Origin of the sequence: Pseudomonas sp. SJZ077 (assembly GCF_007993905.1) — a bacterium.
Lineage (GTDB): Bacteria > Pseudomonadota > Gammaproteobacteria > Pseudomonadales > Pseudomonadaceae > Aquipseudomonas > Aquipseudomonas mandelii.
Genome location: NZ_VIUJ01000018.1, coordinates 113,566 through 135,741 on the forward strand (window position 1 = coordinate 113,566; position 22,176 = coordinate 135,741).

At 55.0% G+C, this 22,176-nt stretch carries 19 protein-coding genes and 3 tRNA genes; 18 read left to right on the plus strand and 4 right to left on the minus strand.

The annotated features are described in order from the left end of the window. Entirely contained in the window at positions 1-405 is a 405-nt protein-coding gene (locus FBY01_RS24045) for an MFS transporter (protein WP_145309770.1), read from the plus strand. Positions 406-414: 9 nt separating this feature from the next. Here FBY01_RS24045 and FBY01_RS24050 read toward each other — a convergent pair whose 3' ends face one another. Then, the gene (locus tag FBY01_RS24050; RefSeq protein WP_008057408.1) at positions 415-723 is read right to left on the minus strand and encodes a YhbY family RNA-binding protein; all 309 of its coding nucleotides are present in this window, start codon (positions 721-723) and stop codon (positions 415-417) included. Positions 724-828: 105 nt separating this feature from the next. On the opposite strand from FBY01_RS24050, the gene rlmE reads away from it, so the two are divergent. The 17 genes from rlmE to FBY01_RS24135 all read left to right on the plus strand — a co-directional run bounded on the left by rlmE (position 829) and on the right by FBY01_RS24135 (position 18,292). Beyond that, positions 829-1,458: a 23S rRNA (uridine(2552)-2'-O)-methyltransferase RlmE gene (rlmE, locus tag FBY01_RS24055; protein ID WP_008005470.1), complete on the plus strand. Its 630-nt coding sequence runs from the start codon at positions 829-831 to the stop codon at positions 1,456-1,458. A gap of 202 nt (positions 1,459-1,660) precedes the next feature. Beyond that, a complete protein-coding gene (gene ftsH / locus FBY01_RS24060) occupies positions 1,661-3,574 on the plus strand; it encodes an ATP-dependent zinc metalloprotease FtsH (RefSeq protein ID WP_010463496.1) in 1,914 nt (637 codons plus the stop codon). An 8-nt stretch (positions 3,575-3,582) separates the two neighbouring features. Continuing rightward, positions 3,583-4,434, plus strand: a complete 852-nt coding sequence (gene folP, locus FBY01_RS24065) for a dihydropteroate synthase (RefSeq protein WP_077747388.1) — start codon at positions 3,583-3,585, stop codon at positions 4,432-4,434. A gap of 16 nt (positions 4,435-4,450) precedes the next feature. Continuing rightward, complete coding sequence (glmM, locus tag FBY01_RS24070) at positions 4,451-5,788, plus strand: phosphoglucosamine mutase (RefSeq protein ID WP_010463493.1); 1,338 nt, start codon at positions 4,451-4,453, stop codon at positions 5,786-5,788. A gap of 66 nt (positions 5,789-5,854) precedes the next feature. Beyond that, the gene (gene tpiA, locus FBY01_RS24075) at positions 5,855-6,610 is read left to right on the plus strand and encodes a triose-phosphate isomerase (protein WP_145309768.1); all 756 of its coding nucleotides are present in this window, start codon (positions 5,855-5,857) and stop codon (positions 6,608-6,610) included. A gap of 4 nt (positions 6,611-6,614) precedes the next feature. Next, positions 6,615-6,998 (plus strand): preprotein translocase subunit SecG, encoded by a 384-nt coding sequence (gene secG / locus FBY01_RS24080; RefSeq protein WP_010463489.1) that lies wholly within the window; start codon positions 6,615-6,617, stop codon positions 6,996-6,998. A gap of 22 nt (positions 6,999-7,020) precedes the next feature. Continuing rightward, positions 7,021-7,106: transfer RNA gene (locus FBY01_RS24085), tRNA-Leu, on the plus strand. A 96-nt stretch (positions 7,107-7,202) separates the two neighbouring features. After that, a tRNA-Met gene (locus tag FBY01_RS24090) sits at positions 7,203-7,279 on the plus strand. A gap of 138 nt (positions 7,280-7,417) precedes the next feature. Then, positions 7,418-7,876 carry a ribosome maturation factor RimP gene (gene rimP / locus FBY01_RS24095; RefSeq protein WP_010463487.1) on the plus strand — a complete coding sequence of 153 codons (459 nt, stop codon included), beginning with the start codon at positions 7,418-7,420 and terminating at the stop codon, positions 7,874-7,876. 47 nt (positions 7,877-7,923) lie between these two features. Beyond that, positions 7,924-9,405 (plus strand): transcription termination factor NusA, encoded by a 1,482-nt coding sequence (nusA, locus tag FBY01_RS24100; protein WP_010463485.1) that lies wholly within the window; start codon positions 7,924-7,926, stop codon positions 9,403-9,405. Positions 9,406-9,432: 27 nt separating this feature from the next. Then, complete coding sequence (gene infB / locus FBY01_RS24105; RefSeq protein WP_010463483.1) at positions 9,433-11,961, plus strand: translation initiation factor IF-2; 2,529 nt, start codon at positions 9,433-9,435, stop codon at positions 11,959-11,961. A 159-nt stretch (positions 11,962-12,120) separates the two neighbouring features. Next, positions 12,121-12,522 carry a 30S ribosome-binding factor RbfA gene (gene rbfA, locus FBY01_RS24110; protein ID WP_007942872.1) on the plus strand — a complete coding sequence of 134 codons (402 nt, stop codon included), beginning with the start codon at positions 12,121-12,123 and terminating at the stop codon, positions 12,520-12,522. A gap of 3 nt (positions 12,523-12,525) precedes the next feature. Then, a complete protein-coding gene (truB, locus tag FBY01_RS24115; protein WP_010463480.1) occupies positions 12,526-13,443 on the plus strand; it encodes a tRNA pseudouridine(55) synthase TruB in 918 nt (305 codons plus the stop codon). Between the two features lie 117 nt (positions 13,444-13,560). Beyond that, positions 13,561-13,830 (plus strand): 30S ribosomal protein S15, encoded by a 270-nt coding sequence (gene rpsO, locus FBY01_RS24120; RefSeq protein WP_003176135.1) that lies wholly within the window; start codon positions 13,561-13,563, stop codon positions 13,828-13,830. 195 nt (positions 13,831-14,025) lie between these two features. After that, a complete protein-coding gene (pnp, locus tag FBY01_RS24125) occupies positions 14,026-16,131 on the plus strand; it encodes a polyribonucleotide nucleotidyltransferase (RefSeq protein ID WP_010463478.1) in 2,106 nt (701 codons plus the stop codon). A gap of 128 nt (positions 16,132-16,259) precedes the next feature. Continuing rightward, positions 16,260-16,335: transfer RNA gene (locus FBY01_RS24130), tRNA-Thr, on the plus strand. A gap of 622 nt (positions 16,336-16,957) precedes the next feature. Next, the gene (locus FBY01_RS24135; RefSeq protein ID WP_172792248.1) at positions 16,958-18,292 is read left to right on the plus strand and encodes an O-antigen ligase; all 1,335 of its coding nucleotides are present in this window, start codon (positions 16,958-16,960) and stop codon (positions 18,290-18,292) included. 90 nt (positions 18,293-18,382) lie between these two features. Here the strand turns inward: FBY01_RS24135 and FBY01_RS24140 are convergent, their stop codons facing one another. From FBY01_RS24140 to FBY01_RS24150, 3 genes are all read right to left on the minus strand, one after another. Beyond that, on the minus strand, positions 18,383-19,450 hold the full coding sequence (locus tag FBY01_RS24140) for a hypothetical protein (RefSeq protein ID WP_145309764.1): 1,068 nt from the start codon (positions 19,448-19,450) through the stop codon (positions 18,383-18,385). 2 nt (positions 19,451-19,452) lie between these two features. Next, positions 19,453-20,778 (minus strand): MBOAT family protein, encoded by a 1,326-nt coding sequence (locus FBY01_RS24145; protein ID WP_145309762.1) that lies wholly within the window; start codon positions 20,776-20,778, stop codon positions 19,453-19,455. 198 nt (positions 20,779-20,976) lie between these two features. Continuing rightward, positions 20,977-22,011 carry a hypothetical protein gene (locus tag FBY01_RS24150; RefSeq protein ID WP_083375049.1) on the minus strand — a complete coding sequence of 345 codons (1,035 nt, stop codon included), beginning with the start codon at positions 22,009-22,011 and terminating at the stop codon, positions 20,977-20,979. Positions 22,012-22,176: the final 165 nt, after the last annotated feature.

Here is a 22,176-nt window from a genome sequence, read left to right on the forward strand (position 1 = left end):
ATGCTTTGGCAGCTCACTCAGATGTTGTGGGTGGGCGGCTTGTGGCTGTTACACATCGGTCTGCTGCCGGTGCTGGGCCAGATTGGCCTGGCGCCGCTGCTGATTGACGAAATTGCAGGCATGCTTGATGCGCTGATGGTGGGTTTCGCCACAGCGTGTGTGATTTTTCAGGCTTTGGTGCTGATTCATGCCGAGGGCCTTGTCAGTCTATGGCGCGATATTCGTGGGCAACTGCTGCTGATGGCGCTGTATGCGTGCGGTATGTTCTTCGCGGTGCGCGTCGGTTGGCCGGATGCCGTGCGCTGGCAGGTGTTCAGTTACCTTGTTCTGGGCTTTTCCGGGGTGGTGCTGGTGTTGCAGCCGGTGCCAGGATGGAGTGGCAGGGTGCGCGAAGCACACCCTTGACCCTTGCCATCACTTGAAGCGATGAACGTTCGACAGCTGCTTGTTGACGCTGAAGTTCTTGCGGTAAATCAGTGCCATCTTGCCGATGACCTGAACCAGGTCCGCTTTGCCGACCTTGCACAGTTCTGCAATGTTCGCCAGGCGCGACTCGCGATCGAGGATGTTGAGCTTGATTTTAATCAGCTCGTGATCCGCCAAAGCGCGTTCAAGTTCGGCTAACACACCTTCAGTCAAACCGTTGTCAGCCACAATCAAAACTGGTTTCAGATGATGGCCAATGGATTTGTACTGTTTCTTCTGCTCTTGAGTGAGCGGCATAATCTGACCCCTGCGTCTGATCTTGTAAAAAGCGGCGGCCAGTTTACCCGAGCGAGTCCGGGACCGCCCAGTTAATCACGACCCGTTTTATTTTCGAGGTGGCCCGTGGCCCGTTCCAAGACAAGCCTTAAATGGCTGCAAAGACATGTCAATGATCCCTATGTGAAGCAGGCGCAGAAGGATGGTTATCGCTCGCGTGCGAGTTACAAGCTTCTGGAGGTCCAGGAGAAATACAAACTGATCCGTCCGGGTATGAGCGTTGTCGACCTGGGAGCGGCGCCCGGCGGCTGGTCGCAGGTCACTAGTCGGCTGATCGGTGGTCAGGGGCGACTGATCGCTTCGGACATCCTGGAAATGGACAGCATTCCGGACGTGACTTTCATCCAGGGTGACTTCACCCAGGACGAAGTGCTCGCTCAGATCCTCGAAGCCGTGGGTAATTCGCAGGTGGACCTTGTGATTTCCGATATGGCCCCCAATATGAGTGGTACGCCTGAGGTGGATATGCCCAAAGCCATGTTTCTATGTGAGCTGGCTCTTGATCTGGCGGCTCGGATACTCAAGCCGGGTGGTAATTTCGTGATCAAGGTGTTTCAGGGCGAAGGGTTTGATGCTTACGTGAAGGACGCTCGTCAGAAATTCGACAAGGTCCAGATGATCAAGCCGGATTCTTCCCGCGGCAGTTCTCGCGAGCAATACATGCTGGCTTGGGGCTATCGTGGCCGTAGCGAGTAAATCGAGGTTTTTTTGCGGGTCGATAGGATTTTCGTATTTCGCCCCGTGAGCATTAGCGAATATTGTGTAGAAAGTGTTTCACAAAGGGTTACAGACGGCGCCTGCCAGAGTCGTAGGTAATGTAGTAAGTTAGGCCGGTGAATATCATGCGAAGCGCGCGCCATTAGCGGAGCTTGCTTCAGAGGGTAGTTAATTGAACGATATGGCAAAGAATCTGATCCTGTGGTTGATCATCGCGGCTGTCCTGGTGACGGTGATGAACAACTTCTCCAGCCCTAACGAGCCGCAGACCCTCAACTATTCCGACTTCATCCAGCAGGTCAAGGATGGCAAGGTCGAACGCGTAGCAGTTGACGGCTATGTGATTACCGGTAAGCGCACCGATGGCGATAGCTTCAAGACCATTCGTCCTGCCATTCAGGACAACGGTCTGATCGGCGATCTCGTGGATAACCACGTCGTGGTCGAAGGCAAGCAGCCTGAGCAGCAAAGCATCTGGACTCAACTCCTGGTCGCCAGCTTCCCGATCCTGGTGATCATCGCCGTGTTCATGTTTTTCATGCGGCAGATGCAGGGCGGTGCGGGCGGCAAGGGCGGGCCGATGAGCTTCGGCAAGAGCAAGGCACGCCTGCTCTCCGAAGATCAGGTGAAAACCACCTTGGGTGACGTTGCCGGTTGCGACGAAGCCAAGGAAGAGGTCGGTGAACTGGTCGAGTTCCTGCGTGATCCGGGCAAGTTCCAGCGACTGGGCGGCCGCATTCCACGCGGCGTGCTGATGGTGGGTCCTCCGGGTACCGGTAAAACCTTGCTGGCCAAGGCGATTGCCGGCGAAGCCAAAGTGCCGTTCTTCACCATTTCCGGTTCCGATTTCGTCGAGATGTTCGTCGGTGTCGGTGCCAGCCGTGTTCGCGATATGTTCGAGCAGGCCAAGAAGCACGCACCCTGCATCATCTTTATCGATGAAATCGATGCTGTCGGTCGTCATCGTGGCGCCGGCATGGGTGGCGGTCATGACGAGCGCGAGCAGACACTCAACCAATTGCTGGTTGAGATGGACGGCTTTGAAATGAATGACGGCATCATCGTCATTGCTGCAACCAACCGTCCCGACGTACTGGACCCCGCGTTGCTGCGTCCGGGCCGTTTCGACCGTCAGGTTGTGGTCGGTCTGCCGGATATTCGTGGTCGTGAGCAGATTCTCAAGGTTCACATGCGCAAAGTGCCAATGGGTGACGACGTCGCTCCTGCGGTGATTGCACGCGGTACGCCTGGTTTCTCTGGTGCCGACCTGGCTAACCTGGTGAACGAGGCCTCGTTGTTCGCTGCCCGTACCGGCAAGCGCATCGTCGAAATGAAAGAGTTTGAACTGGCGAAAGACAAGATCATGATGGGCGCCGAGCGCAAATCCATGGTCATGTCGGAAAAAGAGAAGCAGAACACCGCTTATCACGAAGCGGGTCACGCCATCGTCGGTCGTGTCGTGCCAGAGCACGATCCGGTCTACAAGGTGTCGATCATCCCGCGCGGTCGTGCGCTGGGTGTGACGATGTTCCTGCCGGAAGAAGATCGCTATAGCCTGTCCAAGCGTGCGCTGATCAGCCAGATCTGCTCGCTGTACGGTGGCCGTATCGCTGAAGAAATGACCCTGGGCTTTGACGGTGTTACCACCGGCGCGTCCAACGACATCATGCGTGCCAGCCAGATTGCGCGGAACATGGTGACCAAGTGGGGCCTTTCGGAAAAACTCGGTCCGTTGATGTATGCCGAAGAAGAGGGCGAAGTATTCCTTGGTCGCGGCGGCGGTGGTCAGGGTGCGAGCTTCTCTGGTGAGACAGCCAAGCTGATTGACTCCGAAGTGCGCAGCATCATTGATCAGTGCTACGGCACGGCCAAGCAGATCCTCACGGATAACCGTGACAAGCTCGACGCCATGGCGGATGCCTTGATGAAGTACGAGACGATCGATGCCGATCAGATCGATGACATCATGGCCGGACGTACCCCTCGCGAACCACGCGACTGGTCGGGTGGCGGCACCGGTACTTCCGGGACACCTCCGGTGGTCCAGGATGAGCGTCCGCAAACACCGATCGGCGGTCCGGCTGCTGACGTCTAAGGTTTGAAATGACTTCTGTTCAGTCCTCGACCCGGTTGCCTTGCGGCAACCGGGTTCTTGATTTGGCCCAGACGCATGTCATGGGTATTCTCAATGTCACTCCCGATTCCTTTTCTGATGGCGGCCGATACAGCCAGCTCGACGCGGCCCTGCGCCACGCCGAGGCGATGGTAGCGGCGGGCGCCACGCTGATCGATGTCGGTGGCGAATCGACCCGGCCCGGTGCAAGGGCGGTTTCGCCACTTGAAGAGCTGGAGCGCGTGGCGCCTATCGTTGAACTCATCAATCGCGAACTGGATGTGATTATTTCGGTTGATACCTCCACTCCGGCGGTCATGCGCGAAACCGCACGGCTCGGAGCGGGCTTGATCAATGATGTGCGCTCGCTGCGCCGAGACGGTGCCCTGGATGCGGCAGCCGCCACCGGATTGCCGGTGTGTCTGATGCATATGCTCGGTGAGCCGGGCGATATGCAGGATAATCCGCACTACGAGGACGTGACTAAAGAGGTCTGCGAGTTTCTCGCTGAGCGTATGGCCCAGTGTGCGTTGGTGGGAATCCCTGCTGAGCGGATTATTCTTGATCCGGGGTTTGGGTTCGCAAAAACCTTGCAGCACAATCTAAGCTTGTTCAAACATATGGAAGACCTGCATGCCTTGGGGCGGCCCTTGTTGGTTGGGGTTTCGCGAAAGAGCATGATAGGTCAGGCCTTGAATCGCCCGGTTGGAGAACGCCTGTTTGGTGGTCTGGCGCTCGCGGCGCTGGCTTCGGCCAAGGGTGCGCGTATATTGCGCGTCCATGATGTAGCCGAAACAGTGGACGTGGTGCGGATGATCGCCGCAGTGGAATCAGCCGAATAAGAATGATGGAGCACTTATGAGCAAAAAATACTTTGGCACCGACGGTATCCGTGGTCGGGTCGGTGAATACCCGATAACTCCTGATTTCATGCTCAAGCTCGGTTGGGCTGCAGGCATGGCGTTCCGCAAAATGGGCGCCTGCAAGGTGCTGGTTGGCAAGGACACCCGGATCTCCGGTTACATGTTTGAGTCCGCGCTCGAGGCTGGTCTGACGTCGGCAGGTGCTGACGTGATGCTGTTGGGCCCGATGCCAACGCCGGCGATCGCTTACCTGACGCGTACCTTTCATGCTGAAGCCGGTATTGTGATCAGTGCCTCGCACAATCCTCATGATGACAACGGCATCAAGTTCTTCTCCGGAAAGGGCACCAAGCTGCCGGATGAAGTCGAACTGATGATTGAAGAGTTGCTCGACACCCCGATGACCGTGGTTGAGTCGAGCAAGATCGGCAAAGTTTCGCGAATCAACGATGCCTCTGGCCGCTATATCGAATTCTGCAAGAGCAGCGTGCCGACCGGTACCAACTTCGCCGGCCTGAAAATCGTGATCGACTGCGCTCACGGCGCGACCTACAAGGTTGCACCTAGCGTGTTCCGCGAGTTGGGTGCCGAAGTCGTTGTGCTTTCTGCTCAGCCAAACGGCTTGAACATCAATGACAATTGCGGTTCGACCCATATGGGGCAGTTGCAGGCTGCGGTATTGGCCGAACACGCCGATCTGGGTATTGCCTTTGACGGTGACGGTGATCGCGTCTTGATGGTCGACCACACAGGCGCCATCGTAGATGGTGACGAGTTGCTGTACATCATCGCCCGCGATCTGCATGAGCGCGACAAGCTGCAAGGCGGCGTGGTTGGTACATTGATGAGTAACCTTGGGCTCGAATTGGCCCTGGCGGATCTGTCGATTCCTTTCGTGCGTGCCAACGTTGGCGACCGTTATGTGATCGCTGACTTGCTGGAGCGTAACTGGTTGGTAGGCGGTGAGAACTCGGGTCATATCGTCTGCTTCAATCACACCACCACAGGTGATGCGATCATCGCGGCGTTGCAGGTGCTGATGGCGCTGAAAACGCGCTCGGAAGGACTTGCTCAGGCCCGTCAGGCGCTGCGCAAGTGCCCTCAGGTGCTGATCAATGTCCGGTTCGGTGGGGGCGCGAGTCCGCTCGACCATCCGGCGGTCAAGGAAGCCAGCGACCGTGTTACCCAGGCTATGGCCGGCCGCGGGCGCGTGTTGTTGCGCAAGTCCGGGACGGAGCCGTTGGTGCGCGTGATGGTTGAAGGCGAGGACGAAACACAGGTCCGTGGCTACGCCGAAGAGCTGGCAAAACTGGTTACTGAAGTTTCTGCCTGAATTCGGCTTGCCAGCCATGATTGTGTTGGGTAACATCTGCGCCCACTTTGACCGACGAGGTACAGCATGCGTCGCCCTATGGTAGCTGGTAACTGGAAGATGCACGGTACCCGCGCCAGCGTCGCTGAGCTGATCAATGGCCTTCGTCATCTGGCCTTGCCGAGCGGTGTTGATGTAGCGGTATTCCCGCCTTGCTTGCATATCAATCAAGTGATTGATGGCTTGAACGGCAAGTCGATTTCGGTCGGCGCGCAGAACTCTGCGGTGGAAGCCATGCAAGGTGCACTGACCGGTGAAATCGCGCCGAGTCAATTGGTGGATGCAGGTTGTTCCCTGGTTCTTGTCGGGCATTCCGAGCGCCGCCAGATTATGGGCGAGCAGGACGGTGTGCTGATTCGCAAGTTCGCAGCGGCGCAGGCATGTGGCTTGATCCCGGTGTTGTGCATAGGGGAAACCCTTGAGCAGCGCGAAGCCGGTAAAACTCTAGAGGTTGTCGGGCGTCAGCTAGGCAGTATCATAGAGGAGCTGGGTGTAGGTGCCTTTGCAAATGCAGTAATTGCTTACGAGCCAGTCTGGGCCATTGGCACTGGGCTGACTGCTTCGCCGCAACAAGCGCAGGATGTGCATGCAGCCATTCGCGCTCAGTTGGCGGCAGAGAATTCTGAGGTCGCACAAGGTGTGCGGCTTCTATACGGCGGCAGCGTGAAGGCGGCCAATGCGGTCGAACTGTTCGGCATGCCGGATATCGATGGGGGGCTCATTGGTGGAGCTTCCCTGAATGCAGATGAGTTCGGTGCGATTTGTCGCGCCGCGGGAAACTGAAAAAATGCTGGAAACAGTCGTAGTCGTTTTTCATCTGCTGGGTGCATTGGGCGTAGTTGCTCTGGTATTGCTGCAGCAGGGTAAAGGTGCGGATGCTGGCGCGTCTTTCGGAGCAGGTGCTTCAAATACTGTGTTCGGAAGCCAAGGTTCCTCTACCTTTCTTAGTAAGTTTACTGCTATACTTGCCGCCGGTTTCTTCATAACCAGCTTAGGGTTAGGTTACTTTGCTAAAGAGAAAGCTCAGCAGCTGACTCAAGTAGGTTTGCCAAACCCGGCAGTGTTGGAAGTTCCAAAGCAACAACCGGCTTCTGATGATGTACCGGTGCTTCAAGAGCAAAAGTCGGCTACTCCAGCGACTGACGTGCCTCCAGCTCAAGAGCAAAAGTAAGAAGGGTTTCAAACGTAGTATTGCCGAGGTGGTGGAATTGGTAGACACGCAACCTTGAGGTGGTTGTGCCCATAGGGTGTAGGGGTTCGAGTCCCCTTCTCGGTACCAATTATCAGGAGAGCCCGCTGTTGCGGGCTTTCTTGTAGGTGGAAGGTTACATTGACCCTGTCAGGGATCGGTCGTATACTTCCGCCCCAGCTTTGTCGCGGGGTGGAGCAGTCTGGTAGCTCGTCGGGCTCATAACCCGAAGGTCGTCGGTTCAAATCCGGCCCCCGCAACCAGTTTAAGGAGCCCCTTTTAAGGGGCTTTTTGTTAGCTGGACACTTTCTACGCCGCTGTTCGACGGCGTTTCAAGGATGGGCGTTTCGCCCATTTTTTTATTTTGCATAGCATGCACATACATGCACGAGGGGGTTCAGGTGTCGAGCAAGCTAGAAGAGTTGCAGGCCTTGTTGGCCCCGGTGGTCGTGGCCCTGGGCTATGAATGCTGGGGTATTGAGTTTTCGGCTCAAGGTCGCCACTCAATGTTGCGCGTTTATATTGATAAAGAGGGCGGTGTGCTGGTGGACGATTGTGCCATCGTCAGCCGTCAGATCAGCGGTGTCCTGGATGTTGAAGATCCAATCGCCGTTGAATACACCCTTGAAGTTTCCTCGCCTGGCATGGAACGCCCGCTGTTCACTATTGAGCAGTTTGCAAAATTTGCCGGTGAACAAGTGAAGATCAAGCTGCGCTCGCCTTTTGAGGGACGACGCAACTTTCAGGGCCTTCTGCGCGGTGTAGAAGAGCAGGACGTCGTGGTGCAGGTAGAAGACCATGAGTTCCTGTTGCCGATCGATATGATCGACAAGGCCAACATTATTCCCAGTTTTGACTGAGACGCGGATCCCGCGGATCCAATGGCTTGCGAAAGGCGAGGCGTACGATGAGCAAAGAAGTACTGCTGGTTGTTGAGTCGGTATCCAATGAAAAGGGCGTACCGGCAAACGTAATTTTTGAAGCGCTGGAGCTGGCCCTGGCCACTGCTACCAAAAAGCGTTTCGAGGACGAAGTCGATCTGCGTGTGGAAATCAATCGCCACACCGGTGCTTACGAGACATTCCGTCGCTGGACGGTCGTCGAAGAAGCAGACCTGGATGATCCGGCCATCGAAACCTGGCCGAGCAAGGTTGCCGAAACGCACCCGGGCGCCCAGGTGGGTGATGTAGTCGAAGAGAAAATCGAATCCATCGAGTTCGGCCGCATTGCTGCACAGACTGCCAAGCAAGTCATCGTGCAGAAAGTTCGCGAAGCCGAGCGCGCTCAAGTCGTTGACGCTTATCGCGAGCGCCTGGGGGAAATCATCTCCGGCACCGTGAAGAAAGTGACCCGCGACAACGTGATCGTCGACCTGGGCAACAACGCTGAAGCGTTGCTGGCTCGTGAAGACATCATCTCTCGCGAAACCTTCCGGGTTGGCGTGCGCTTGCGTGCGCTTCTCAAGGAAATCCGCACCGAGAACCGCGGCCCGCAGCTGATCCTGTCGCGTACCGCGCCGGAAATGCTGATCGAGTTGTTCCGCATCGAAGTGCCGGAAATCGCTGAAGGCCTGATCGAAGTAATGGCAGCCTCCCGTGACCCGGGTTCGCGTGCCAAGATCGCGGTCCGCTCGAAAGACAAACGCATCGACCCGCAGGGCGCTTGCATCGGTATGCGCGGTTCGCGCGTCCAGGCAGTGTCGGGTGAGTTGGGCGGTGAGCGTGTGGATATCGTCCTGTGGGATGACAACCCGGCTCAGTTCGTAATCAACGCCATGTCCCCGGCTGAGGTTGCGGCAATTATCGTTGACGAAGATGCCCATGCAATGGACATCGCCGTTGGCGCAGACAATCTGGCTCAGGCCATCGGTCGCGGTGGTCAGAACGTGCGTCTGGCTAGCCAGTTGACTGGCTGGACCCTGAACGTGATGACCGAATCGGACATCCAGGCTAAGCAGCAAGCAGAAACCGGCGACATCCTGCGCAACTTCATCGACGAGCTGGAAGTCGACGAAGACCTTGCACAGGTGCTGGTAGATGAAGGCTTCACCAGCCTGGAAGAGATTGCCTACGTACCGTTGGAAGAAATGCTCAACATCGAAGGCTTTGACGAAGAAACCGTCAACGAGCTTCGCGCTCGCGCCAAGGATCGTTTGTTGACCAAAGCCATCGCTACTGAGGAAAAGCTGGCAGACGCCCATCCGGCCGAAGACCTGCTCTCGCTTGAGGGTATGGACAAGGATCTGGCGATGGAACTGGCGGTGCGCGGCGTAATTACCCGCGAAGACCTGGCCGAGCAGTCTATTGACGACCTGCTCGACATCGACGGCATTGACGATGATCGTGCCGGCAAGTTGATCATGGCCGCCCGAGCCCACTGGTTCGAGTAATTAGGCGCGGCCTGAGGAGAGAAGTGCATGACGCAAGTCACGGTGAAACAACTGGCCGATGAGGTCAAAACACCGGTAGAGCGCCTGTTGCAGCAGATGCGTGAGGCAGGTCTGCCGCACACCGCCGCCGATGAAGGTGTGAGCGATAGTGAGAAGCAGTCTTTGCTGACTCACTTGAAGAGCAGCCACAAGGCGAAAGTGGAAGAACCGCGCAAGATCACACTGCAGCGCAAAACCACCAGCACCCTGCGTGTTGCTGGCAGCAAAAGCATCAGCGTTGAAGTACGCAAGAAGAAAGTCTTCGTACAGCGCAGCCCGGAAGAAATTGAAGCCGAGCGCAAACGCGAACTGGAAGAACGTCGCGCAGTAGAAAATGCTGCTCGTCAGAAGGCTGAAGAAGAAGCCAAGCGTCGCGCCGAAGAAGAAGCGCGTCGCCAGCCTGCTGCTGCGCAATCCGCTACTAACGACGCCGTTGCAGCCCCTGCTGCAGTTGCTGAGCCAGTACGCGAAAGCGCGCCGGTTGTAGCCGCTGCTCCAGCACCGTCTGCTGACGTTCGCAACAAGCAGAACGAACAGCGCCGTCCGGACAAACCACGCGCCGACGATAACAATCGTCGTGGCAGTGGCGATGGTGAGCGCAAAAACGCTCCGCATCGTGCTTCGGTTAAAGAGAAAGCGCCTGCTCCACGCGTTGCACCACGTACTACCGACGAAGAAAGCGATGGCTTCCGTCGTGGTGGTCGCGGCAAGGCCAAGCTGAAGAAACGCAACGCCCACGGTTTCCAGAGCCCAACCGGCCCTGTCGTGCGTGATGTGCAGATCGGCGAGACCATCACTGTTGGCGATCTCGCCAATCAGATGTCGGTCAAGGCTGCTGAAATCATCAAGTTCATGTTCAAACTGGGTACGCCAGCGACCATCAACCAGGTGCTTGATCAGGAAACTGCTCAACTGGTAGCCGAAGAACTGGGCCACAAAGTGACCCTGGTCAGCGACACCGCCCTGGAAGATTCCCTGGCCGAGTCCCTGAAGTTTGAAGGTGAGACGTTCTCCCGTGCGCCAGTCGTGACCGTAATGGGCCACGTTGACCACGGTAAGACGTCGCTGCTCGACTATATCCGTCGTGCCAAGGTAGCTGCAGGCGAAGCCGGCGGTATCACCCAGCACATCGGTGCGTACCACGTTGAAACTGATCGCGGCATGGTCACTTTCCTCGATACCCCGGGTCACGCCGCGTTTACCGCAATGCGTGCCCGTGGTGCCAAGGCGACTGACATCGTGATCCTGGTGGTTGCAGCGGACGACGGCGTAATGCCGCAGACCATTGAAGCGGTCCAGCACGCCAAGGCTGCCGGTGTTCCACTGGTTGTTGCAGTGAACAAAATCGACAAGCCGGGCGCTGATCTCGATCGCATCCGTAGCGAGCTGTCGGTTCACGGCGTGACTTCGGAAGAGTGGGGCGGCGACACCCCGTTCGTATCGGTTTCGGCGAAAGTCGGTACTGGCGTGGACGAGTTGCTCGAAGCTGTTCTGCTGCAAGCCGAAGTTCTGGAACTGAAAGCGACGCCTTCGGCTCCTGGCCGTGGTGTGGTGGTTGAATCGCGTCTCGACAAGGGTCGTGGCCCGGTTGCAACCGTTCTGGTTCAAGACGGTACCCTGCGCCAAGGCGACATGGTCCTGGTCGGTTCGAACTATGGCCGTGTACGCGCCATGCTCGACGAGAACGGCAAGCCGATCAAAGAAGCCGGTCCTTCCATCCCTGTCGAGATCCTCGGCCTGGACGGTACCCCGGACGCTGGCGATGAGATGAGCGTGCTGTCGGACGAGAAGAAAGCCCGTGAAGTGGCTCTGTTCCGTCAAGGCAAGTTCCGCGAAGTCAAACTGGCTCGCGCTCACGCCGGCAAGCTGGAAAATATCTTCGAAAACATGGGTCAGGCAGAGAAGAAGACGCTCAACATCGTCCTCAAATCCGACGTCCGTGGTTCGCTGGAAGCGTTGAACGGTGCCTTGAACGGCCTGGGTAACGACGAAGTGCAAGTGCGTGTTGTCGGTGGCGGCGTCGGTGGTATCACCGAGTCCGACGCTAACCTGGCACTGGCCTCCAACGCTGTACTGTTTGGCTTCAACGTGCGTGCCGATGCTGGCGCTCGCAAGATCGTCGAGCAGGAAGGTCTGGATATGCGTTACTACAACGTGATCTACGACATCATCGAAGACGTCAAGAAAGCCCTCACCGGTATGCTGGGCAGCGATGTTCGCGAGAACATCCTGGGTACCGCTGAAGTGCGTGACGTGTTCCGTTCGCCGAAGTTTGGCGCGATCGCCGGTTGCATGGTTATCGAAGGTGTTGTTCACCGTAACCGTCCAATCCGTGTACTGCGTGAAGACATCGTTATCTTCGAAGGCGAGCTGGAATCCCTGCGCCGCTTCAAGGATGACGCTTCCGAAGTACGTGCCGGCATGGAATGCGGTATCGGCGTGAAGAGCTACAACGACGTCAAAGTCGGTGACAAGATCGAAGTCTTCGAGAAGGTTCAGGTTGCTCGCAGCCTCTAACTCGCGCACTTCAAGGGCCACGCCAAGCCGCCGCATGCAAATGCGCGGCACCGCGTCAGGACTCTAAACGCAACGCCCGGTCTGGCTTTTGTCAGGCCGGGCGTTTGCCGCTTTCAGACCCCTCGGGTTTCACCGTGGGGCAGTAACAGGTAACAAGACATGGCAAAAGAATACAGCCGTACCCAACGTATCGGCGATCAGATGCAGCGTGAGCTGGCACAGCTGATCCGTCGTGAAGTCAAAGACCCGCGCGTCGGTCTGGTCACCATTACCGCTGTTGAAGTCAGCCGTGACGTCGGTCACGCCAAGATCTTCATCACCGTGATGGGCCAGGACAACGCCGAAGACATCGCGCAAAGCATCAAGGTGCTCAACTCAGCCGCCGGTTTCCTGCGCATGCAGTTGGCTCGTGAAATGAAGTTGCGCAGCGTTCCGCAGTTGCACTTCCACTACGACGAAAGCGTCGTGCGTGGCGCGCACCTGTCGGCCCTGATCGAGCGTGCGGTGGCTGAAGACAATCAGCACCCGGTAGCGGCTGAACCCGAAGACGCCAAGGAGTAATCGGTGGCTCAGGTCAAACGTATCCGTCGTAACGTCAGCGGTATCATTCTGCTCGACAAGCCATTGGGGTTCACCTCCAACGCCGCGTTGCAGAAGGTTCGCTGGCTGCTGAACGCCGAGAAAGCCGGTCACACCGGCAGTCTCGATCCGCTGGCCACCGGCGTGTTGCCGTTGTGCTTCGGTGAGGCCACCAAGTTCTCGCAGTACCTGCTCGATTCCGACAAGGGTTACGAAACCCTGGCGCAACTGGGCAAGACCACCACCACGGCCGATGCCGAGGGTGAAGTTTTGCAGGAGCGTCCGGTGACCGTTGGTCGCGCAGATGTCGAAGCTGTTCTGCCGAATTTTCGCGGGCAAATCAGTCAGATACCGCCGATGTACTCGGCGCTCAAGCGTGATGGCCAGCCGCTGTACAAGCTGGCCCGTGCAGGCGAAGTAGTGGAGCGTGAACCGCGTTCTGTTACTATTGCGCGCTTGGAATTGCTGGCCTTTGAAGGTGATACTGCGCGGCTTGCGGTGGATTGCAGCAAAGGCACCTATATCCGCACCCTGGTGGAGGATATCGGTGAGCAACTCGGTTGTGGCGCTTACGTGGCTGAATTGCGACGTACCCAGGCCGGGCCTTTCACGCTGGCGCAGACGGTCACGCTTGAAGAGTTGGAAGCGGTACATGCCGAAGGCGGCAACGAAGCGGTCGACCGCTTCCTGATGCCATCGGACAGCGGCCTTCTGGATTGGCCACTGTTGCAGTTCTCGGAGCACAGTTCGTTCTACTGGCTTAACGGCCAACCGGTACGAGCCCCGGATGCACCGAAGTTCGGCATGGTACGGGTACAGGATCACAACGGTCGCTTCATCGGTATCGGTGAAGTGAGCGAAGACGGGCGCATCGCGCCACGTCGACTGATTCGGTCAGAATGACCGGACGAGGGTGGCTGTTAACAGGCACGGTCACTACTCATTTTTAGATACAGGGATTTGTCCCTGGCCTGTTGAAGCTGTTTCTTTGAAACAGTTTCCTGATAAAAGGATTGCCTCATGGCTCTCGACGTTCAAGAAAAAGCTCAAATCGTAGCTGACTACCAGCAAGCTGTTGGTGACACTGGTTCGCCAGAAGTGCAAGTTGCACTGCTGACCCACAACATCAACAAGCTGCAAGGTCACTTCAAGGCCAACGGTAAAGATCACCACTCCCGTCGTGGTCTGATCCGCATGGTTAACCAGCGTCGTAAGCTGCTGGACTACCTGAAAGGCAAGGATCTGGGTCGTTATCAGGCTCTGATCGGTCGCCTGGGTCTGCGTCGCTAATAAGCGATTGCGCTAGAGGTTGGTTGTCTGTCGTGCGCCAGTGGGTTTCCCGCTGGCACATGGCAGGCTCCCAGCCTCAAGTTTTATCTGGATAGTCGTTTTACCCTGGACAGGCGTTGGGCCGATTCCCGACATTGCCCAAGAATTTCGCAAGAAGACAAGTTCCCCAAGAGCCACAAAAGAAGGTAGGACACCGTGAACCCGGTAATCAAAAAATTCCAGTTCGGTCAGTCGACCGTTACCCTCGAGACTGGCCGTATCGCCCGTCAGGCCTCCGGCGCAGTATTGGTCACCGTTGACGACGACGTCAGCGTGTTGGTGACTGTGGTCGGCGCCAAGCAAGCCGATCCAGGCAAGGGCTTCTTCCCTCTGTCTGTTCACTACCAGGAAAAGACTTACGCTGCCGGTAAGATCCCTGGCGGTTTCTTCAAGCGTGAAGGCCGTCCTTCCGAGAAAGAAACCCTGACTTCCCGACTGATCGACCGTCCGATCCGTCCGCTGTTCCCAGAAGGCTTCATGAACGAAGTGCAGGTTGTCTGCACCGTCGTTTCCACCAGCAAGAAAACCGATCCGGACATCGCTGCGATGATCGGTACCTCGGCTGCGTTGGCTATCTCCGGTATTCCTTTCGATGGCCCGATCGGCGCTGCCCGCGTTGCGTTCCACGAAAGCACTGGCTACCTGCTGAACCCGACTTACGAACAACAGAAAGCTTCGAGCCTGGACATGGTCGTTGCCGGTACTTCGGAAGCCGTGTTGATGGTTGAATCGGAAGCCAAAGAGCTGACCGAAGACCAGATGCTGGGCGCGGTACTGTTTGCTCACGACGAGTTCCAGGTGGTGATCAACGCCGTCAAGGAACTGGCCGCCGAAGCTGCCAAGCCGACCTGGACCTGGGCTCCACAGCCAGAAGCCACTGCTCTGCTGGGCGCTATCCGTGCCGAGTTCGGCGACGCGATCTCCCAGGCTTACACCATCACCATCAAGGCCGACCGTTACGCTCGCCTGGGTGAGCTGAAGGACCAGGTGGTTGCCAAGCTGTCCGGTGAAGAAGGCCAGCCTTCGTCCAGCGAAGTCAAAGCCGCTTTCGGCGAAATCGAATACCGCACCGTTCGCGAAAACATCGTAAACGGCAAGCCACGTATCGACGGTCGCGACACCAAGACTGTACGTCCTTTGAACATCGAAGTCGGTGTTCTGCCAAAGACTCACGGTTCGGCTCTGTTCACCCGTGGCGAAACCCAGGCGCTGGTTGTTGCAACACTGGGCACCGCCCGTGACGCACAGCTGCTGGACACCCTGGAAGGCGAGAAAAAAGACCCGTTCATGCTGCACTACAACTTCCCTCCGTTCTCGGTAGGTGAGTGTGGTCGCATGGGTGGCGCTGGCCGTCGCGAAATCGGTCACGGCCGTCTGGCCCGTCGTTCGATTGCAGCCATGCTGCCTGCTGCCGACGTGTTCCCATACACCATTCGTGTTGTGTCGGAAATCACCGAATCCAACGGTTCGAGCTCGATGGCTTCCGTTTGCGGCGCTTCCCTGGCTCTGATGGACGCCGGCGTTCCGATGAAGGCACCGGTTGCCGGTATCGCCATGGGTCTGGTTAAAGAAGGCGAGAAGTTCGCCGTCCTGACCGACATCCTGGGTGACGAAGACCACCTCGGCGACATGGACTTCAAAGTAGCCGGTACCGCCAAAGGTGTTACCGCGCTGCAGATGGACATCAAGATCAAAGGCATCACCGAAGAAATCATGGAAATCGCTCTGGGCCAAGCCCTGGAAGCGCGCCTGAACATCCTCGGTCAGATGAACCAGATCATTGGTCAGTCCCGCACCGAACTGTCGGAAAATGCTCCGACCATGATCGCGATGAAAATCGACACCGACAAAATCCGTGATGTCATCGGTAAAGGCGGCGCGACCATTCGTGCGATCTGTGAAGAGACCAAGGCTTCGATCGACATCGAAGACGACGGCTCGATCAAGATCTTCGGCGAAACCAAGGAAGCGGCTGAAGCAGCACGTCAGCGCGTTCTGGGCATCACCGCAGAAGCTGAAATCGGCAAGATCTACGTTGGTAAGGTTGAGCGCATCGTCGACTTCGGCGCATTCGTCAACATCCTGCCTGGCAAGGACGGTCTGGTACACATCTCGATGCTGAGTGACGCTCGCGTTGAGAAAGTGACCGACATCCTGAAAGAAGGCCAGGAAGTGGAAGTACTGGTACTGGACGTGGACAACCGCGGCCGTATCAAACTGTCCATCAAAGACGTAGCAGCGGCCAAGGCTTCGGGCGTTTAATCACCCCCGCTTGATTGCTTCAACGTTATAAAAAATGCCCCGCAGTGAAAGCTGCGGGGCATTTTTTTGTCTGTAAAACAGGGTGTGAAGTTGCTGGCTTTCGAACCCGGTGCTAGGTTTAGCCCACCGCCCGTGTAGCTCAGCCGGTAGAGCAGCGCACTCGTAACGCGAAGGTCGCAGGTTCGATTCCTGTCTCGGGCACCAATTCAAATTCCACCGGGTGCCGGTGAGCAACAGTTTGGAATCACGGACGAAAGCGTCATCAACTGGTTTTGAACGACGGAAATCAGCTGCTGGATATCATGTAGAACTCAAGATCGACAATGAAGGGGGCGGCACTACGACTGCTCCCCTTATTACGGTATCTTGCTCGACACAGGCGCGGTACGCCGATATGGAAAATAACCAGTTCGATAGTGGCACCACACTGTCAATCTTTTACTGGATAACGTCCTTAAGCGCCGGTCGGGATCTCAGGCTACGGTTTCCGGTGCGATGCCGAGGCAATCAACCAAGAGGATCGACAACCAAATCACGAACTCGAGATTGTGAATGTGAAGGTGAATGTGTCCTTGAGCAAGTATGTGATCGGTGATGAGGCCGTATGACGAACGGGGGCGGAATTACTGCAGCAGGCTGGCTGGAAACTGAAACCTAGAGAAACATTTTTGCCTGATGTATCCTCGGTGCGCCGCTGACGCTTTTTTCCAAGGATTCGGTACCTTGTGCCGCACCTTGCCAGCAGCACTTAGGGCAGATGCAAAGCTGTTTGGCTTCCTCGATACAGACTTGCATCAGCTCATTTATATTTTCAGGAAGAGTTAGAATGTCTCTCGCGCAAACGCTGAATTATTCAAATACCAGGAGCGGGGTACTTGTACCTGTGATTGGGGCTGCAATGTCGTTACCAATAGTGATGTTTTCGCTAATGGGCTATGATATTAATCCGGCATTTCTGCTTGCTCCTATTATTGGAGTCGCATTTTTGATGACCTTCGGCCGCACTGCGCTTGCGTATATTGCGACAATGGTTTTTGGCCTAATTTCAATATTCGCGGCCAATAAAATATCCCCTGACGGAGATGTGGTTAAACATATTTTTTCACTAGTGTTAATTATGTTCGCACCGTCTTTCTTGTTTCTTGGTAAATATGTCTCTAAAACTCATGAGATAGGAAAAGTTTTTTACTGGCTGTCACTCTTTTCTGCTCTATTTTTGATCGTGGTTACTACCCGCATACTTTACCTTGAGCAGGACGTTCGCATTTATATTGGCACCCAAGGTCTCGCGGCAATGAATGCCGAATTCTTTGGCCTTCCAGTGTTTGCAACGTTTGGCGTTCTGAGCCTCGCACACCTGGTGTGCTTGCAGGCAGTGATTCTTTGCGGAACTCTCATTGGTGGTAAAGCCAGCAAGCCGGTATCAGTATTGCTGTGGGTTGCGCTGTTCTGCGCATCCTTCCTGATCATCGGCAGCGATTCTCGAAGCGCCCAGATTCTGTTGGTGTGGATTCTTGGGGCTGTGGTGGTTTACGCATTCCGTAATGCTGACGCTCGGCGTGCTTGTGTCGTCGTCATTCTCACTATCCTGATGGCGTTTGCGGTGACGTACGCGCGGGGCATGAACGAAAGCCGCATGTTGTCTTCCATTGAAGCTATCAGAACTGATTCTGGAAATGACGTTTTGGCCGGCTACGAGCCGCTCGGTTCGCCGCAGGGCCAAATTGTTGATAAGAAGTGGGAGAAACAGGCCGATCAGTTTGCAACTGGCCGTGTAGAGTTGGCTATCGCTGGCTTTAATGAAGTTAAAGCGAGCCCAATCATCGGCAGCGGGTTCGCTGGCTACGGTCGGTATTCGACAGAGGGGCTGTCCAAGGCTTTGGAAGCTAACACCTCAACCCACGTTTATTACCTTACACTGCTGTGGAAAGGCGGGCTGATATTCTTCATTCCAATTGTGGTGATGCTCCTCCTAAACTTGAAGGCCGCGATAGCCGTAACGAAAACCACTGCCCGCTCTGCTGAGCGATTCTTTGCATGGGCTGCTGTTTTGATGGCGTTCGGACCAATGGCAATGGCTTGGGATATCCTGATCGTACCGAGCGCGGGGGCTTTGGCCTTCTTCCTGTTCGGATTGCTGGCGACAACGAAAAAAGCTTAGCTGCCCCATTAAGTTCAGCCGCCTTTGGGCGGCTTGTTTGTTTAGAAAAAGGGCGAGCATAAGGCCCCGTCGATCTTTTCTGGCAATCCGCTAGTTGGTGGCTCTGGGTGAAGCTGTCAGAGTCGTCTTTGGGAGGTAATCTTTTATTATGGTGTATAGCCTGCTAGTGCGCTCAACCGTGTTCTCACAATTTATATGAAATGCGGTGTCATAAAAACTGGATAAAGGGAAATAGAAGTCATCCGGGTTGCCCACGATAGGAACACCAGCAGCCCTTATTTGCTCCATCATAGTCATCAAAGCTTTGTGGTAGGACTCTTTGTTCGATCGTTCATCTTGAACGGTTACGCTTGGCGCAATGTAAAATGCAACACCTTTGCTTTTGAGCTCTTTTGCGGTATCTGAGAGCAGTTCTAGTACGTTCTTATTGACTTTTGGGTTTTGAGGGATATCAATGCTCACCATATTTGCTATGGGGTGAGTACCGCACGCGCCTTGAATGTCTCCAGAGGAGTTCATGTTAAGGTATGAATAGGAGAACGGTTGCGGGGCGGTTCGATCGATTTTTGCGTATTGGACTCTAATCTCATCCATAGTCAGAGCCCTGCGATAAGGAAACTCCTTCAATACAGCATCTTTCTTGGATTTTACGTCCATGTTTGTGTAAAGAGTCTTCATGTCAATCGCGGACATGTATTTGAGTTTCGTCAAAAAGGGAAGACTATAAAAATAGTCACCATACCAAGCTACCATTTCTCTTAAGATCCAATCCTCAGGCGTTCGGTAGTCTTTGAAGTAGTATAGCCACACCAAGGACATTACGACCGTGTCCCCCTCGCGGGAGTTTTTGATGACCGATTTGGTAAGGGCATCTAACGGAAGGCCGCCATGTAGCGCCATATTGGCAACTGGCATGCCAGTCTTTTTAGATAACAACTCGCTGTTAACGCCAAATACTGTGCTTGAATCGCCAAATAATAATATTCGTTTACCTGGTGTATTGATCCCTACCAGATTCTTATAAGTATTCCAGTTGGCCGCGTCATATCCGGATGGTATCGGCGCGTCAAACTGATACAGAAATGCAGCATAAAACGCACCAAAGGAAACAATGGTCGCGCAAGCCGCAGAAATGATGAATTTTCTATATAGGGTCATGGTCAGAATTGGAAATAGAGGAAAGGGCTGATGACGTTTGTTCCGAAAGTAGACAACATGCTTGCGCCTATCACCGCCACGCAGACGATCCCGGCTGTGACGCAGACCATCGAACTTACTCTATGACCTTCATCACCGTTAATCTGAATTCGTTTATGTAGCAGGTCTAATACCTCATAAACGTTTGGAAATGCCCAGATAATCAGCATTGATATTGAAAAGTAAGCGAGCAATGGCAGAAAGCTTATCGTTTTGAATATGGCCTCCCACGCAACTGGCTCTTCGAAACCCGCCATTGCGACAATTATAGTTTGGGCTGAATGGATGCTCTCGGCGCGGAAGAATACCCATGCGATGACAACCACGCAGAACGTTAGCAAGACACTCGCCGGAATTGTAATCGCTGCAGGAAGCAACCCTGACATCCTTAAGGGCGGCGGTATCTTCTGAAACATATGGTTGATGCATAGATAAGCGCCATGAAGAGCGCCCCAGATGACAAAGGTCCAATTCGCACCATGCCAAAGGCCACCAAGCAGCATCGTGAGCATTAGATTGACCAGGCGGCGTGTTTCTCCCTTTCGATTCCCGCCTAAGGGGATATACAGGTAGTCCCTTAAAAATTGGGACAGTGTCATATGCCAGCGGCGCCAGAATTCAATGATGTTTCGGGCTTTGTAAGGTGAGTTAAAGTTTATAGGGAGGTGGATTCCGAACAACATGGAGAGGCCGACAGCCATATCCGAGTAGCCAGAAAAGTCAAAGTAAATTTGCAACGTATAAGCGATGGCCCCGACCCAAGCAATCATTGGCCCAATCGCCTGTCCAGTGGCGGCCGCATGAAATACCGGGTCCGCATAGGTACTGATGGGATCAGCAAGCAATAATTTCTTACCGAGCCCGACCGCGAATAACGCAACACCAATAGAGATGTTCCTTGACCGGATGCGGTCGATCTCCGGGTCTTTGAATTGAGGCATCATTTGCCCGTGGTGCAAGATCGGACCCGCAATCAGGTGGGGGAACCAGGTTACGAACAGCAGGTAGTGCCAAAAATTGTATTCTTGGGCTTTGCCTTTCCAGGCATCAACGAGGAAAGCGATCTGGGTAAATGTGAAAAAAGAAATACCGAGCGGTAGCACGAGTTCAAGGGTCGGCATGTGGACGCCGGTAGATCGGGCAACCTCACCTAGAAAGAAATTGGAGTATTTGTAGTAGCAGAGCAGCAGTAGATTGCTGATGACTCCAACATACAGGGCTGCCTTAGATTTTGCCCGGGCTCGCTCATGGTTTTTCGCAATGATGTATCCAACGGTGTAGTTGAACACGATCGATGCCAGTAGGAGCGGGATATAGGTTGTGCTCCACCAGCCATAAAAAAACACAGACGCTGCTACCTTGATGAAGCAGAGGAATGCAGTCAGTCGAACCAAAAAAATTGCAATGACGGGGGGGGAAGGGTGGTGCCCAGAAAAAGCAGGGTTAAATCGGTGTTATGCGATTCCTGTCCAGGCACCGTTCCCTTGTTATTTCACCTTTCTGCTCAAATCTTCCACGGTGCGTTTCAGCTGATCCAGTTGGTTGTCCTGATCGCTGACTTCCCGCTTAAGGCTGGACAGGTCGCTGGAGCTCGAGCTGGAACTCGAACCGGCGCTACGCTTGAGGTCTTCCACCTGGCTGGCAAGTCTTTTCAAGTCGTTTTCCTGTTCATTGACGGTACGCTTGAGGTCGTTCACTTCGCTGGAGCTTGAACTGGAGTTCGAGCCGCCGCTGCTGCGCTTCAGATCGTCCATCTGACTGGCGAGCTTTTTCAGACCGTTGTCCTGTTCGCTGACCGCGCGTTTCAGATCACTCACTTCGCTTGAGCTAGAGCTTGCGCTTGAGCTGGAATTCGAGCTGCTGCTTCGCTTCAGATCGTCCATCTGACTGGCGAGCTTTTTCAGTCCGTTGTCCTGTTCGCTGACCGTCCGCTTGAGGTCGTTGACTTCGCTGGAACTGGAGCTGGAATTCGAGCTGCTATTGCGTTTGAGTTCGTCCACAGCCTTGGCAAGGTTGACCAAACCGGTGTTCTGTTCGCTGACCGTGCGTTTCAGGTCGTTCACTTCGCTGGCGCTGGAACTGGAGCTCGAACCACTGTTGCGTTTGAACTCGTCCATGGCCTTGGCGAGGTTTTTCAGCGCTGTGTCCTGATCACTGACGGTGCGCTTGAGTTTATCCACTTCGCTGGCAGTCGAACTCGAACCGGACACCGTGTTCTTTTTCAACTCTTCGATGAGCCGCGCCTGTGTACTGACGGTTTTCTTCAGCTCTTCAAGATCTGCCGTATCGGTTTTAACCATTCTTTGTAATTTTTCCACGTCTTCGATACTGAGGCCTGATTTGACCATCACGTCTGTGCCGTAATAGTTGTGGAAAACCAAAAATTTATCGGAAGAGTTTGCGCTGTCGAATTTGTACTCCAGACCGGCTTGAGCCGAATCGGGCATTGCCAGGCTGCCGAGAAGAAGGGCCGCCATGCCGGTTGCAAACAGGGTAGATGGAAGCTTGGGAAAATTGCGCATCACCGATTCCTTGTGAAGTGCCTATATGGCACATCGCTATGACTTTACCTTTTGAACGTTGTTCCTGGGTAGCGAGGGAAAATTTTCAGAAAGGCCGATCAACGGTTTTTTTGTAGATTTGATGTAAAAGTCCATATAAATCGTCGACCAAACGTCCTATATTCG